The sequence below is a fragment of the Sphingomonas sp. 3-13AW genome (assembly GCF_049311085.1).
Classification (GTDB): domain Bacteria; phylum Pseudomonadota; class Alphaproteobacteria; order Sphingomonadales; family Sphingomonadaceae; genus Sphingomonas.
In genome coordinates this window covers 14,748-27,983 of sequence record NZ_JASNVZ010000028.1, presented here as the reverse complement: position 1 = coordinate 27,983, position 13,236 = coordinate 14,748, and the positions used below count along the sequence as shown (strand labels likewise).

Sequence of the window (13,236 nt, the reverse complement as noted above, 5' to 3'; positions counted from 1 at the left end):
CAATGATTGAGCCGATCGGTTTCGCGCGCGCGCTCGCCGGAGCTAAGCCATTTACTCAAGATAATATGAATGCCACTTTTCGCGGCCTGATCCTCTTGGATGATGCCGGATCAACCACGACCGCGGTGCTGAAAGATCTTGATGCACGGGAGCTGGCGAATGAGTTGCTAGGCGCCAGTCTCGCGCGCGCCCTTGAGCTTCCCTGCCCAGCCGCCTACCTGACCGCTGTTCCTCCGGACGCGTTTACCGCCACGAAGGCGCCTGTGAGCGTAGAAGGTGAACGGCTGGTTTTTGCGAGTTCGGACATGAGTGTTCCGAGCGTCCGCTTTCAGTACCTGGGAGCTGATCCGGAGCGGCAAAGGTTTCTTGTTTCTGCAGTTGCCGCGCTGCCGATGATTGGTCGGTACTACGCGTTCGATAGTTGGATTGCCAATGTTGACCGCAATGCCGGTAATCTTCTTTACGGCGGGCCTGAAGAGGCATGGCTGATCGATCATGGCCAAATTCTCGGCTCCCCTGCCTGGACGCCTGCCGGCCTAAGCGCCAACGGAGAATACCCACACCGCCTAGGAGAGTGGTTGACACCGTTTTTGTCCCGAGATCAGGTGACGCGAGCCATCAGTGAGGCGTACAAGCTTGAGCACGCACTCGCTCATGTGGACGTAGACGCGGTCATTGCCGCGAGCCACATCGCATCGATCCTCCCGACCGGGGATGTTGAAGCTGCCCGTGACTTCCTGGCCGGCCGGCTGATTTTTACAGGATATTACGCGAGCAAGGCGCTCGGAGAGGCTCGGATTGTATGAGCGGCTCAGGATTTAGCACAGCTAGTTTTCCTCGTCTCGCAAGTCGTGCGATCGCTTCTTGGTGCCCCATTTACTTGGAGCCTATCCCCGGATCGGAGGAGCGTCTCGTCATCGGCGTTGCCGTCGTGTCTGACGAAGGCCATCATGTCGAACGGGCCAATGCTCTCGAGAAGCTAGATTGTCTCTATGGTGCTCAGGCGCAGATAGTGCGGCATGCGGCCACTCTTATCCTAGCGCAGCTAGAAGGCGACATCGCTTCACGCGGCGCCGAAGCGCTAACTGACTTCGACCCTCCCTTGGAGGGTGCGGCTGCCGGAGGGTTGAGGAAGGGAGAGGGTGCTACCCTCTCTGCAATTGGTTCCTCCTGGATGGGAGCGATCTCTTCGCTTTATGATAGCGAGCGCGCACGGGCGTTGCATGGCGACGGCGAGGTTGTGGAAGTCATCCACCCCGCCGAAGTTTCCGCCGCGTTTGCGGATCGCCTACCTATTCTCGTATACGATTACATCCTGAAGCAGGCGCCAGGGTTAGCGTCTTACTTCAGACCTGACCTTCGAGGGCATTCAGCACGGAAGCGGCGTAGCTACGAAGTTACCATCGACTTCGCGAGTGGGAACGTAGCGGCTAATTTTGGAACCTTGCAGGCGGGAAAGCTTGCTCCGTCAGTGCGGCTTATCAAAAACCGCCTCTGGGATCTGAGGGTCGATCGAGATCGGGCGGCAATGTTCAACCGCAAATACGAGCTACTCGTACAGGTTCCTAATTTCGGCGATCCACAATTCTCCGATCTTCAACTACGGAATGTAGAGGAAGCGCGGCGGGAGCTTGAGCAGCAGGCGGATCAGGAGGAGCTGCGTTTGACGACGTTTTCTTCAGTTGAGGACATCGGAAACCGCATTCTTGAAATTCAGCTCGTGTAATGGTGCCGAGGGCAGTGGGTGGCCGGCTCTGTGCCGGGCCGCCCGCGGCGCTTTAAGCGGGGGTTTTGGCGGGGTATCGCGCTGTCACGCGACTTGGAAGCCCGAGGATTTCCGCGGCGTCCGTCAGGGCGCGGCGGAGGGCCTGTCCGCCGCGACCGGCCCGAGATGTCGAAGGGCCAGAAGTACTCCGTTGACACTGGCGGAGTTGCACACGCGGTAATCGCGTGCTGAATATCGCTTGTTTGGCGCCGTTAGCACCAAACGGGGGGCAGAGGCAGCATGAGAAGCATCAACTTAAGGTCCGCCAATCTAGATAAGATCGACGCGGGGCCGCTTAGCGTGAAATGGAGTGCTCGGGGTGACCGGATTCTCCGCTACTACATTGATATTCGGCACAGGACCATGAACCTGCACCGTGAACTTGGCGCGCCAGAGCTGTTCATCCTTCAAAGTAAGGTTGACGCCCTACTGGCTGATTGGGACGCTAAGTTGATTGCGTTCGAAACTAAACGGCTGTTCCAGACCGGCAAAGGTGCGGCAGAAGATTTGACGGCCGAAGCTATCAGGAGCCAGGAGCAGCTAGCCAATATTTTGACTCACACGCTTCACGTCGACGATTCGATCAACTGGGAATCTTTAAAGGACGGCAGCAGCTACCCAATGCCCCGAGCGTTCCCGGTGGCGCGACCGACTACAGAGTCTGTCCCAGAGCCAATGTACGAAGAGCCTGCGGTCGGCCTCTGGGACGTGCTCCTGGGGCGCAAGCGTGCCCTTATCGAAGAAGCTGAGAGTCGGAACGCCCAAGCGGTTGCGGCTTGGCGGCAGTCGGAGATCCTCCGGAAGGCAGCCCATGCCGCTCAGGTTGAAAACTGGGAAGAACGGGAGGCGCAGTTTTGGGCTGAGCATCACGGGAAGAAAGCCGCCTTCGAGGCCGAGCAAGCTGCTTCCCACGAGAAAGTTGATGCTTTGCGTGACGCAGTCGCACAAGGCCAGCCTGATGCCGTGATCGAGCATGCATCATTGGTTCTGGAGAACTCGGATTACGGAGGGTTGTTCGAGAAGTCGTTTGAGGTTCAGTATCGTCCGGAAGCCCGGTTACTTCTCCTTGCCTATGGTCTTCCCGCTCCTGACCGCCTTCCGCAGACAAAGGCGGTTAGGTATGTCAAAGCGACGGGAGAGCTGGTCGAGACAAAGATCTCCGAGCGAGACCGCAAAAACAATTTTGAATCAGCTTGCTATCAAATATGCCTCAGAACGCTGCATGAACTGTTTGAGGCGGACGTTAACGCGAACCTCGATGCGATATTGTTTAACGGGATTGTAGAGGCAGTCGATCCGGCAACCGGCTTGGAGCGACGCTCCTGCATTATGTCGGTTCTCGCGAAGCGTGATGACTTCTGCCGCATCGATCTCGGCCGCGTCGATCCTAAGGTCTGCTTCAAAGCACTGAAGGGAGTGTCCGCGGCCAGCCTCGCTGCACTGGCGCCAGTGCCCCCGGTCGTTGAGATGGATCGTGAAGACCGTCGTTTCATTGACGCTCGCGACGTCGGTTCGACGCTCGACCATACCACGAATTTGGCGTCGATTTCTTGGGAGGACTTCGAGCATCTCGTCCGAGAGTTGTTCGAGAAGGAATTTTTGACCCGAGGCGGCGAGGTGAAAGTGACCCAATCTAGTAGCGATGGCGGTGTGGACGCGATTGCTTTCGATCCCGATCCTATCAGTGGCGGGAAGATTGTGATCCAGGCTAAACGCTACACCAGAACGGTTGGAGTCGCAGCTGTGCGAGATCTTTACGGCACAGTCATGAATGAAGGCGCGTCTAAAGGAATTCTGGTCACGACTGCCGACTATGGCCCTGATGCCTACCGGTTCGCGAGCGACAAGCCGCTCACCCTCCTAAATGGGGCTAACCTTCTGCATCTGCTTCAGCGGCATGGCTACGAAGCGCAAATTGACCTTGTAGGCGCGCGCGCAGCAAGGCCCTCAAACTGACGCAAGTGCGCATCAGTGCGCCATCATTCAGTCAGCCTGTGACGCGCGGGCTCCATGCACTCCCGAGTTATAGGATTTGCCGGGGTAGATGGGGGGTACGACCCGCGCAGAATACATCACACGGCGGCTGGGGTGCTGCTCGAGCACGGCGGAGGGTCTCTCCGCCGCGTTATGCCGGAAGTGGTGGGAAGCAGACATTCGCTCGTGTAGTGTTGACTACCGATGTTTACTGTCCGCTACAGCGCCGCGATTTCGCGCAATCATATCTGCCTGATCAATATGTCGACGGGCGAGACTCTCGCGCGAGCAGCATCCAAGCCTTTTTCGTCAGAAGATCAGATAATAGCCGATAAGAAAGGCGCAGCATCGTTCGCGGGTGATCTGATCCGGCAGCTCGAAGGGCGCAGTCGATGGCTTCGGTTCTTCCCAACTATAGACGTGACAATCGTCGGGGAGCCTCGGGCACCGCACGACTTCGACGACGTTCACCGTCTCTTTCATGAACAAGGCTTTGTCCGGGTGCGCGTCAAATAGCCCGCGAGCGTTACCTAATGGGGCCGAAACGGAAGGGCAGCTCTGAGGCTCCGCTTCGCGGGCCTGGGACGTCGCAGTCTGGTGGAAAGCTGCCGTTAGCCGCCTAAACTAAACGCGGTGGCGATGAACGGGCCAAGCAGTAAACCAAGGAAGATGACCCAACCTTCCCATGTCGCTGGGAAATATGGCTTTCCGCGCCCTTCTACAAACCAATCACCGGGATGATTGAACCGCAAGCGGCGATATTTTCTCGGCTCCATAACCCGATCATAAACTGATTTCGAGTGTCCGGAAATGGGGCGATTGTGTTGAAAAAGGCAGGGTTGAAGTAGTCGTCGACTGCTGATTCAATGTTTCCGCAGGTGCTGGAGACGAGCCGATGATGGGCGAGCGGACGTTGGCGCAGGAGGCGCTGTTCTACAGCTTCAGTCTGGAGCGGCATGTGCCGACGGATCATCTGCTGCGCTCGATCGACCGTTTCGTGGATCTGTCGGATATCCGCGAGCAGCTGCGGCCCTTCTACAGCGAGACGGGGCGGCCCTCGATTGACCCGGAACTGATGATCCGGATGCTGATCATCGGCTATTGCATGGGCATTCGCTCCGAGCGCCGGCTGTGCGACGAGGTACATCTCAACCTCGCCTATCGCTGGTTCTGTCGGTTGGGGCTGGAGGGCGACGTGCCCGACCATTCGACCTTCTCCAAAAACCGGCACGGTCGCTTCCGCGACTGCGACCTGCTGCGCCGGCTGTTCGAGACCACGGTGGCGCGCTGCATGGCCGAAGGCCTGGTCGGCGGGGAAGGCTTCGCAGTCGATGCCAGCCTGATCCGGGCCGATGTCAGCCGGCAGCACACGGTTGATAGCCACGACGATCTGCCGCCGGGAAGCGGCAGCCACGCGGTCCGCGATTATCTCGCTGTCCTTGACGATGCCGCGTTCGGGGCTGCGACGCCGGTCACGCCCAAGCAGCTGGCGGTCGCCGATCCGGCCGCGCGCTGGACCGCCGCGTCACGCGAGCGGGCGTTCTTCGCCTATTCGACCAACTATCTGATCGACCTCGACTATGCCGTGATTGTCGACGTGGAGGCGACCACGGCGGTGCGTCAGGCCGAGGTCACCGCGCAGCGCCGGATGATCGAGCGCGCACACGAGCGCTTCGGCCTGTGGCCCGAGCGGCTGGTGGCAGACGCCGGCTATGGCGATGCGCCGAACCTGGCCTGGCTGGTTCACGAGCGCGACATCCATCCGCACATCCCGGTGTTCGACAAGTCGGCGCGGCGCGACGGCACCTTCGAGCGCAGCGCCTTCACCTACGATCCTGACGACGACAGCTACGTCTGCCCCGGCAGCAAGCGCCTGCGGCCGAGGAACCGCAACTTCGCCAACCCGCGCAGCGATGTCGGCCAGGACGGCTTCATCCGCTACCGCGCCCGCCAGCAGGACTGCGCCGGCTGCGAACTGCGGCAACGCTGCACGCCCAACATGCCAGCGCGCAAGGTCACCCGCTCGATCCACGAGGGCGCACGTGACCTCGCCCGAGACATCGCCACCACCGATGCCTACGTCACCTCACGCCGCCAGCGGAAGAAAGTCGAGATGCTGTTCGCGCACCTCAAACGCATCCTCAAGCTCGACCGCTTGCGCCTGCGAGGACCAAACGGCGCCAAAGACGAGTTCCTCCTCGCCGCCACCGCCCAGAACCTGCGCAAGCTCGCCAAGCTGATCCCGGTGCAGCAGCCGCCGCTACCCGCTTGAGCCGATCAGCGCTTCCTCAGCGCCAGTTAGCGACAGCCCTGATCCCTACCCACCACCGACTTCTTCAACACAATCGGGGCGCCAGCTGCCATTCGCGCCGGGGGGTGCCGTTGGGGTATGACGCCGCGTCAGCGGCAGTTGGACCTCGCTTTTCTGCGGTGGCCGCTGGATCGTGGCGGAGGGTGTCTCCGCCGCGAACGGCTGGAAGTGGGTGGTTATGAGACAGTCCGGTTTCGGGCTGGAACGCCGCCAAGCGGGCCTTAGCTCCGCACGCACCTTTTCTTCTGTTCTGAATAGCGCCAGTTCTCAATTGCTACTGAGACAGCGTTTTCAGAGCCATCTTGGAGCGTCACAGGGTCGCGCAGAAGACGAGCGCGAACCCGATAAGCTGTTGCCTCGCACAAGATCACCCGCAGATCGTTTGGACTTGCCCATGTCACGCGTGTCGCATCCACAATAGCGGCGTCAGCAGAGACGATTTCTCCCGGCGAGATCAGCTTTCCTCCGTTGCCATTCTCGACGCTGATCCGCGTGGTGTTAGAGCTTGATGCGCCCCGCAATTGTACCTCTACAGTGGCCACTGCGCGACCGTCAGGCGACGTTTTTTGGTCTGTCTGGTGCCATCGTCCGCATGCCGAAAGGCCGGGGAGGACGGTCAAGTAGAATATCATACGGATACGCATCAGTTGAACCTACCGGATCGACGAACGTCCGCAATCAGGATCAACCGACTGCGATCGGTATGTCCGTAAGTGGGGCGCAAGCGGAAGGTCAGCTCTTAGGGTCCGCTTTGCGGGTCCGGAACGTCGCAGTCTGGGTGGGAAGTGGCCGTCCGCTTCCAGACGGCGAAATTGTCGCGCGGACAGAATGTCAATCTTCGCACACCGCGCCTTCTGCCGTTATCTTACCACCCTCGATGGTGGCAAAGCATCCGGGGCTGTATCGTTCTGCTTGGCACAATCCTTTCGCCATCTCGCCCGCACGGGGAATAGAAACCTGCGGCGATCCGTCGACACTCAAGCGACACTGACCCTGACAATCTGCCTTGTCGGAGCAAGAGTTTCCGCCATCTCGATACCGGTATTGGCATATCGGAAAGCCGAAGGCGCTGCGACTTTCATATCCGCCTTGGGCGACGCAGGTGCGGCTTTCTGAGGCATCCAACCGCTTAACAGTGCTGCTGCAACTTCCAGCAATCGCCACAACGAGTAAGGCCGCCATGCCCTTCGCTAGTTGAATTGTGCAACGCCGCATCACCCGATGATTTCACAGCCGACGAACCTCCGCAAGCGGGGCTTACGGCCATGAACGAACGACGGCTTTCGGTCGCTATAGCAGCGCTCTGGATGACGGGCATTCGGGCGACTCCTGCCGTTGCCGTTCGGGGGTACGGCGGGGGTACCGATGAGCGTCGAAGGCCCTTGATCCCACGATATCCGCAGTGTCTGCTGGACCACGGCGGAGGGCCCCTCCGCCGTGTTCGTCGCTAAGCCGCCTGATCTTACCACTGTACGGAGTGAAGAATGCCGTTCGATACACCGGGTCAGCAGAGCAACCCGTTTGCAGTTGAGGAGATCGTCCTCAAGGCGGTGAGGGCAGCATACGGGAGCCCGGTCGTGACGAACGTCTGGCGCGGACAGTTGGTTGAGGCGATGGTCGCCACGGCTCTTGCCCCGGAGTGGGATTGGTGCGGCGCTGATTACAAGTCTTGGGACTTCGAACGGGCAGACGGGCTGAAGCTCGAGGTAAAGCAGTCTTCCGCCAAGCAGACGTGGAAGACGATCAAACCCAGCAAGGCCATATTCGACGTTGCCGCACGATCCTGGAGTTATGGCGACGACGGTTGGTCCCCGCTGAGCGGGAGAGCTGCGCAACTTTACGTGTTAGCGCGGCATGAGGGGTATGACGATACGACCGATCACCGCGACGCAACGCAGTGGGACTTCTACGTCATTGCAGCGAGCGATCTGCCCGTCACTGCCAAGACCGTTTCTCTCTCCCGCATCGCGCAGTCGGTGGAGCCGGTCAGGATCGACGGATTAAAGAAGCGAGTGCAATTGGTAGCCCAGGCCGTGGAGAGTTGCGCGCACCAGTTGCCCGACGTGACGCCGGGGTAACTGAGTAGCGAGAACCATGTATTCGCCCTATGTTCTCTTCGGGGGGACTGAGGGGAAAGCATGGGTGGACCGATGCAGGCGTCCGTAGCTGCGGCGCCGGTAGTTCGAGTGAGCCGCAAAGACCAAGCGTACCAGTTCATCACCGACTTCATGAAGCGCGCCGGGCATAGCCCGTCGATCGTGGAGATCGCGCGCGGCCTGGACGTCAGCCGTACCAGGGCGAAGGCGCTGGTCCACCAACTTGCGGTGGATCAGATGATCGAGCGCACCCCGGGCGCGCAGCGCGGCATTGTCGTGCCCGGGTACGCGCGTCAGCTCGCGCTCGAGGAGCTGCGCAGGGCCGGCTACGTCATCGACGAGGAGATCAAGGAGGCTCGCCTCCCGTTCCCACAAGGGCATCTGCCGCTGGTCGCCGTCATCGACCATGTGGCTGATGTAGCAAGTGAGGATCCAGATGCCGAAGCCCCTGATGCCTAGCGCGGCGCTCGCGCCGGCCTTCACTGCTGACGAGCGGGAGCGGCAACGCGTCGCGCACCTGGTCATGGGTGCGCCACGTCCCAAGGCGGGCGCCAACCGGGTCCGCAAGGGCAAGGCGCCGGCAGTGATCCCGCTCGCGCCCGGCATCGAGGAGCGCGTTGCGCTGCGCGAGCGGTGGTCGCGCAAGGCGCAAGGCACGCCGGAGACGCATGAACACGCGGCCGCCGAAGCAAGTCGAGAGGGCGCGCTCGCCCGCCTGGTGCAGACCGGCGCGATCGATCTGCACCAGCTCGCGGCCGCGCAGGAGATTCAGGAGGCGCACCGCTCGATCGTCGCGGACGTGTCGGTCCGGACCGCCAAGCTGGAGCCACGCGGCAGCGGCGGGCCCGACGCGGCTGCGGCCGAGCGGATCTCGGCAGTGATCCGGGAGCGTGCCTACACGCGGTGGCGCGAAGCGATGCATCCCCACGCCCCGATGCTGCTGGCGATCATCGTCGACGACCTCGGCGTGACGGCGGCCGCGCGGCGCTGGCGCATGTCCAATCGTCGGGCCCGCACGATCCTGGTCACCGGCCTGCAGCGCTGGCACCGCTAGACGTGCCCTTGTGGACAGTGCCCCAAAGGGCACGGCGAAAAGCGGTCACGTAACCGGCAAGTCGACCCCGCCACAGCTGCATCCAGCGCCCGCCACCCGCCCCGGGTGCGCGGGCGCCGTGCTATCGGGGAGAGCCCATGTGACCGTGAACGCTGCCGACCCGTTTCGGACTACCGCGCTGAAGCTCAGCGCCTACCGCCGCAAAACAATCGTGGAGCTGACCCGGGATCAGCCGCTCCTCCGCTGCGCTGCCCTGCAGCTGCGGAAGTTGGTCCGCGGTTCCAAGTTGCCCCGCCGACTGCACCGTAAGGCGCAGCTCGGCCTTTGCGGCAGCTTCTGACCGTGGCCACTGCCCAGCCGCGCCCGAGCCTGGCCGATCAGCTCGAACGCATCACACCGCGGTTCGACGCGCTGACCCAGCGGGCGCGGCTGGGCAACCTCTCACAATCCGACTTCAATGATCTCGAGGAAGAGGCGCAGGCGATCGCCCGCGAACTGGTCGCGCCGTTCCGCGGACGCGGCGCGCGCCCTGTCGCCGCGCCGCTCCACCTCAGCGCTGACGGCACGAAGGGCACTTGGTGATGGGCATTCCCCGTGAAGCCATGCAGCGCGCCGTCCAGGGCCATCCGGACGACGCGCTGATCGGCCTGCCGGTCAGCCTGGTCCGCGAGATCCTCGCCACCCTCCCGGTCGAGCGCGTCCGCCACCACAACATGAACACGCCGGCGCAAGCCGCAGGAGAAGCGGCATGACGTTGGCACCCGCCATCAAGACTCCCCGCACGGTTGCCAAGGCGACCGAGCTGCTCGATCGGTTCGCCTCCCTCAGCACCGCGCTCGAGAAGACCAACGGCGACCGGAATGCCGAGATCGCGAAGATCAACGCCGCGGCGGACGTCCTGGCCGCGCCGATCGTCGCCGAGCTGGCGAAGATCGAGGCTGCGATCGCCGCCTGGTGGAAGACGGCCGAGGCCGAGATCACCAAGGGCAAGCGCAAGTCGGCCGAGCTGGGCGGCTGCATGCTCGGCACCCGCACCGGCCGCACGACGCTGGCGATCGCCGGCGAGGTGGAAGCCGTGCTTACCAAGCTGCAGGCCGCTCGCTGGGCAAAGCCCTACGTTCGAACCACGCACGCGATCGACAAGGCCGCGGCGTTGAAGGCGCTCGACGGGCCGCACGCCAAGCAGCTCAGCGAGCTGGGCTTCTCCAAGCAGGACGGCCAACCCGTGTTCTTCCTCGAGCGTGTGGCCCAGGCCGGCACGGTCGGCAGCGCCGCGAGCTAACGCATGGCGGTGCAGCCGCCGAAGTTCGGAGCGAAGCGATCGCAGCCGCGCAAAGCGTGGACGCCGAGCGGGCCGTACAAGCACAAGCGGATCCGCGGCCGCGCCGGCGTGAAGCTGCGCAAGCAGGTTCGCGAGGAGGAGCCGCTCTGTCGGACCTGCCTCGAGAACGGCCGGACCAGGGCGACACAAGAGATCGACCACATCGTGCCGCTGAGCCGCGGCGGGTCGAACGCGAGGGCGAACCTGCAGGGCGTGTGCGAGCCGTGCCACAAGGCGAAGTCGGAGCGAGAGCGGGCGCTGGGCGCCTGACCGCCGGCGAGGCGCTCTGAGGGCCTCCTAGGCCGCCCTGGGCGGCAGGCGAGGCCAGCCCCTCGGCCGAGCCGGCCGGACCCGCTGGCGTCGCCGGGCAGGGGGGGTGGGTCGGATCCCTGGGGCGGCCCGAGGCCGGACACCGCTTGTCAGGCTTCTTTCTACGCGGGCGAAATCAAAACCCTTTTTGTACGGAGGTTCGGGGATGGGGAGCGGTGGATCGCGCCCCGGAGCCGGGCGCAAACGCAAGTCGCCGGCGCTGGCGATGACAGCAGCAGAGCGGGCGAAACTGCCTGCGACGGTCGGTGGCATGGTTCCGCCGATCCACCTGTCGGATCTGGCGCAGTTGCTGTTCAACGAGGTCGCCGGCCTGTTGCATGCGGAAGGCCGCGCCGAGCCGCGCTTCGCGCAGCACGTCGCGCTGCTGGCGATCCGGCTCGAGCAGGTCCAGCGCTTCCAGGCGGTGCTCGAAACCGCGGGCGACACCTGCACAAGCCGGTCGGTGCGCAAGGTCGACGGCGAGCCGGTGGTGCAGGAGATGATCCGCGCTCGGCCCGAAGTGGCGATGCTGTCCGACGCGATGCGCCAGGCGCAATCGCTGCTGGGCGAGCTGATGCTGAACCCTTCGGCCGCGCTCAAGATCGCGTCGGGCAAGGCGGAAGGCGCCGGCGAGTTCGACGACTTCTAAGATGGTCCGTGCCCCGGCGGCGCAGCCGTCCCAGCGCGACTATCCGGCGATCGCGCGCAAGTATGCGGCCGACGTGGTCGCGGGGACGATCCCTGCGGGCAAGTTCATTCGCCTGCAGTGCAAGCGGTTCCTGGACGAGCTGAAGCTGTCCGAGACGGCGCTGTTCCCGTACCGGTTCGACGAGGCGCGCGCGGCCAAGCCGTGCCGGTTTATCGAGAAGCTGCCCCACACCAAGGGCGAATGGGCACGGCTGAAGAAGCGGCTGACGCTCGAGCCCTGGCAGATCTGGAATCTGTGCGTGGTGTTCGGGTGGCTTCACAAGGCCGGCCCGGAGAAGGAATGCCGGCGGTTCCGCCGGTGGCTGCTGGTGGTGCCGCGCAAGAATGGCAAGTCGGCCCTGGCAGCGGGCGTCGGGCTCTACATGCTGTGCGCCGACGACGAGTTCGGTGCCGAGGTCTATTCGGGCGCGACGAACGAAAAGCAGGCATGGGAGGTGTTCAAACCCGCCTGGCTGATGGTCCAGCGGCTCGAGCCGCTCCGGAAGCGGTTTCAGATCGAGCTGCTGGCGAAGATGCTGCACCGGCCCGATGACGGCTCCAAGATGGAGACGATCATCGGCGACCCGGGGGACGGGCAATCGCCGAGCTGCTCGATCCACGACGAGTATCACGAGCACGTCGACGACGGCCAGGTCGACACCATGATCACCGGCATGGGCGCGCGATCGCAGCCGCTGCAGCTGCTGATCACGACTGCCGGCGAGAACCTGGCCGGGCCCTGCTACGCGATGGTCCTGGAGGAGCGTGAGAAGCTCGCCGGGATCGGGCATAGCGGCGGCCCGCCGCTGGAGGATGCGACCTTCTTCGCCGAATATGCGGCAGACGAAGGCGACGATTGGAAGTCGCCAGAGACGCTGGCGAAGGCCAACCCGAACGTCGGGATCTCGGTCAAGCTGGAGTATCTGCTCGCCCAGCAGCGCGACGCGGTCGAGCGGCCACGCAAGCGGGGCGTCTTCAAGACGAAGCACCTCAACCAATGGGTGGCGGCAAAGAGCGCCTATTTCGACATCGAGGCATGGCGGCGGTGCGCGGATCCGGACATTCCGGTGCGCTTCATCGACGCCGAGCATCTCGAGCGCTTCGCGGGGCGCCGCTGCATCCTGAGCCTCGATCTCGCCAGTAAACTCGATATCGCCGCGCTCGAGTATCTGTTCCCGCCGCTGGGCGACAGACCGACGAAAGAGGATCCCTATGTTCGCCTGGGCAGGTACTTCCTGCCCGAGCGAACCGTGGAAGATGTGAGCGCCTACCAGGGCTGGCATGCGCAGGGCCTGCTCGACGTCTCGCCCGGCAACATCACCGATTACGAGGAGATCGAGCTGGCGATCGACGAGGCGCGGGAGCGCTTCGACGTGGAGACGATCGCCTACGATCCCGCCCAGGCCACGATGCTGGTCACCCGCCTTATGAAGAAGGGTGCGCCGGTTCTCGAGGTGCGGCCGACCGTCGTCACTTTCTCCGACCCGATGAAGCAGCTCGACGCCTTCATGCGGGCCGAGCTGATCGCCCACGCCGGCTGTCCGGTGATGGAATGGGAAGTCGCAAACGTCGTCGCCCAGCTCGACGCCAAGGACAACGTCTACCCGCGCAAACCGCGGGCCGAGGCGAAGATCGACAACCCGGTCGCGCTGATCGCCGCTTTGGCGGTGGCGCTGTCCGGCGAGGCCGAAGAGGGCTTCGAATATACGGGGATTTGAG

Annotated in this window: 14 protein-coding genes; 13 read left to right on the top strand and 1 reads right to left on the bottom strand. The window is 63.1% G+C overall.

The features are described from left to right. Positions 1 to 2 precede the first annotated feature (2 nt). The 3 genes from QP045_RS18995 (at position 3) to QP045_RS18985 (ending at position 3,721) form a co-directional block, all read left to right on the top strand. Positions 3 to 806, top strand: coding sequence for a HipA family kinase (locus QP045_RS18995; protein ID WP_422516579.1), 804 nt, complete (start codon positions 3 to 5; stop codon positions 804 to 806). A 125-nt stretch (positions 807 to 931) separates the two neighbouring features. Further along, a complete protein-coding gene (locus QP045_RS18990) occupies positions 932 to 1,726 on the top strand; it encodes a hypothetical protein (RefSeq protein ID WP_422516578.1) in 795 nt (264 codons plus the stop codon). A gap of 279 nt (positions 1,727 to 2,005) precedes the next feature. Further along, entirely contained in the window at positions 2,006 to 3,721 is a 1,716-nt protein-coding gene (locus QP045_RS18985) for a restriction endonuclease (protein ID WP_422516577.1), read from the top strand. Positions 3,722 to 4,048: 327 nt separating this feature from the next. Here QP045_RS18985 and QP045_RS18980 read toward each other — a convergent pair whose 3' ends face one another. Continuing rightward, positions 4,049 to 4,222 (bottom strand): hypothetical protein, encoded by a 174-nt coding sequence (locus QP045_RS18980; protein ID WP_422516576.1) that lies wholly within the window; start codon positions 4,220 to 4,222, stop codon positions 4,049 to 4,051. Positions 4,223 to 4,634: 412 nt separating this feature from the next. On the opposite strand from QP045_RS18980, the gene QP045_RS18975 reads away from it, so the two are divergent. The 10 genes from QP045_RS18975 (at position 4,635) to QP045_RS18930 (ending at position 13,235) form a co-directional block, all read left to right on the top strand. Next, positions 4,635 to 6,011 (top strand): transposase, encoded by a 1,377-nt coding sequence (locus tag QP045_RS18975; protein WP_422516575.1) that lies wholly within the window; start codon positions 4,635 to 4,637, stop codon positions 6,009 to 6,011. A gap of 1,523 nt (positions 6,012 to 7,534) precedes the next feature. Then, a complete protein-coding gene (locus QP045_RS18970; protein ID WP_422516574.1) occupies positions 7,535 to 8,128 on the top strand; it encodes a hypothetical protein in 594 nt (197 codons plus the stop codon). 108 nt (positions 8,129 to 8,236) lie between these two features. Continuing rightward, positions 8,237 to 8,605 carry a hypothetical protein gene (locus QP045_RS18965; protein WP_422516573.1) on the top strand — a complete coding sequence of 123 codons (369 nt, stop codon included), beginning with the start codon at positions 8,237 to 8,239 and terminating at the stop codon, positions 8,603 to 8,605. Then, positions 8,583 to 9,200 (top strand): hypothetical protein, encoded by a 618-nt coding sequence (locus QP045_RS18960; protein ID WP_422516572.1) that lies wholly within the window; start codon positions 8,583 to 8,585, stop codon positions 9,198 to 9,200. The genes QP045_RS18965 and QP045_RS18960 overlap by 23 nt, the downstream gene beginning before the upstream one ends. A gap of 324 nt (positions 9,201 to 9,524) precedes the next feature. Continuing rightward, complete coding sequence (locus tag QP045_RS18955) at positions 9,525 to 9,782, top strand: hypothetical protein (RefSeq protein WP_422516571.1); 258 nt, start codon at positions 9,525 to 9,527, stop codon at positions 9,780 to 9,782. Further along, positions 9,782 to 9,952, top strand: coding sequence for a hypothetical protein (locus QP045_RS18950; protein WP_422516570.1), 171 nt, complete (start codon positions 9,782 to 9,784; stop codon positions 9,950 to 9,952). The genes QP045_RS18955 and QP045_RS18950 overlap by 1 nt, the downstream gene beginning before the upstream one ends. After that, a complete protein-coding gene (locus QP045_RS18945; RefSeq protein WP_422516569.1) occupies positions 9,949 to 10,482 on the top strand; it encodes a host-nuclease inhibitor Gam family protein in 534 nt (177 codons plus the stop codon). The genes QP045_RS18950 and QP045_RS18945 overlap by 4 nt, the downstream gene beginning before the upstream one ends. Before the next feature lie 3 nt (positions 10,483 to 10,485). Next, positions 10,486 to 10,791, top strand: a complete 306-nt coding sequence (locus tag QP045_RS18940) for an HNH endonuclease (RefSeq protein WP_422516568.1) — start codon at positions 10,486 to 10,488, stop codon at positions 10,789 to 10,791. Positions 10,792 to 11,101: 310 nt separating this feature from the next. After that, the gene (locus tag QP045_RS18935) at positions 11,102 to 11,479 is read left to right on the top strand and encodes a P27 family phage terminase small subunit (RefSeq protein ID WP_422516567.1); all 378 of its coding nucleotides are present in this window, start codon (positions 11,102 to 11,104) and stop codon (positions 11,477 to 11,479) included. 1 nt (position 11,480) lies between these two features. Next, complete coding sequence (locus QP045_RS18930; RefSeq protein ID WP_422516566.1) at positions 11,481 to 13,235, top strand: terminase large subunit; 1,755 nt, start codon at positions 11,481 to 11,483, stop codon at positions 13,233 to 13,235. Position 13,236 lies beyond the last annotated feature (1 nt).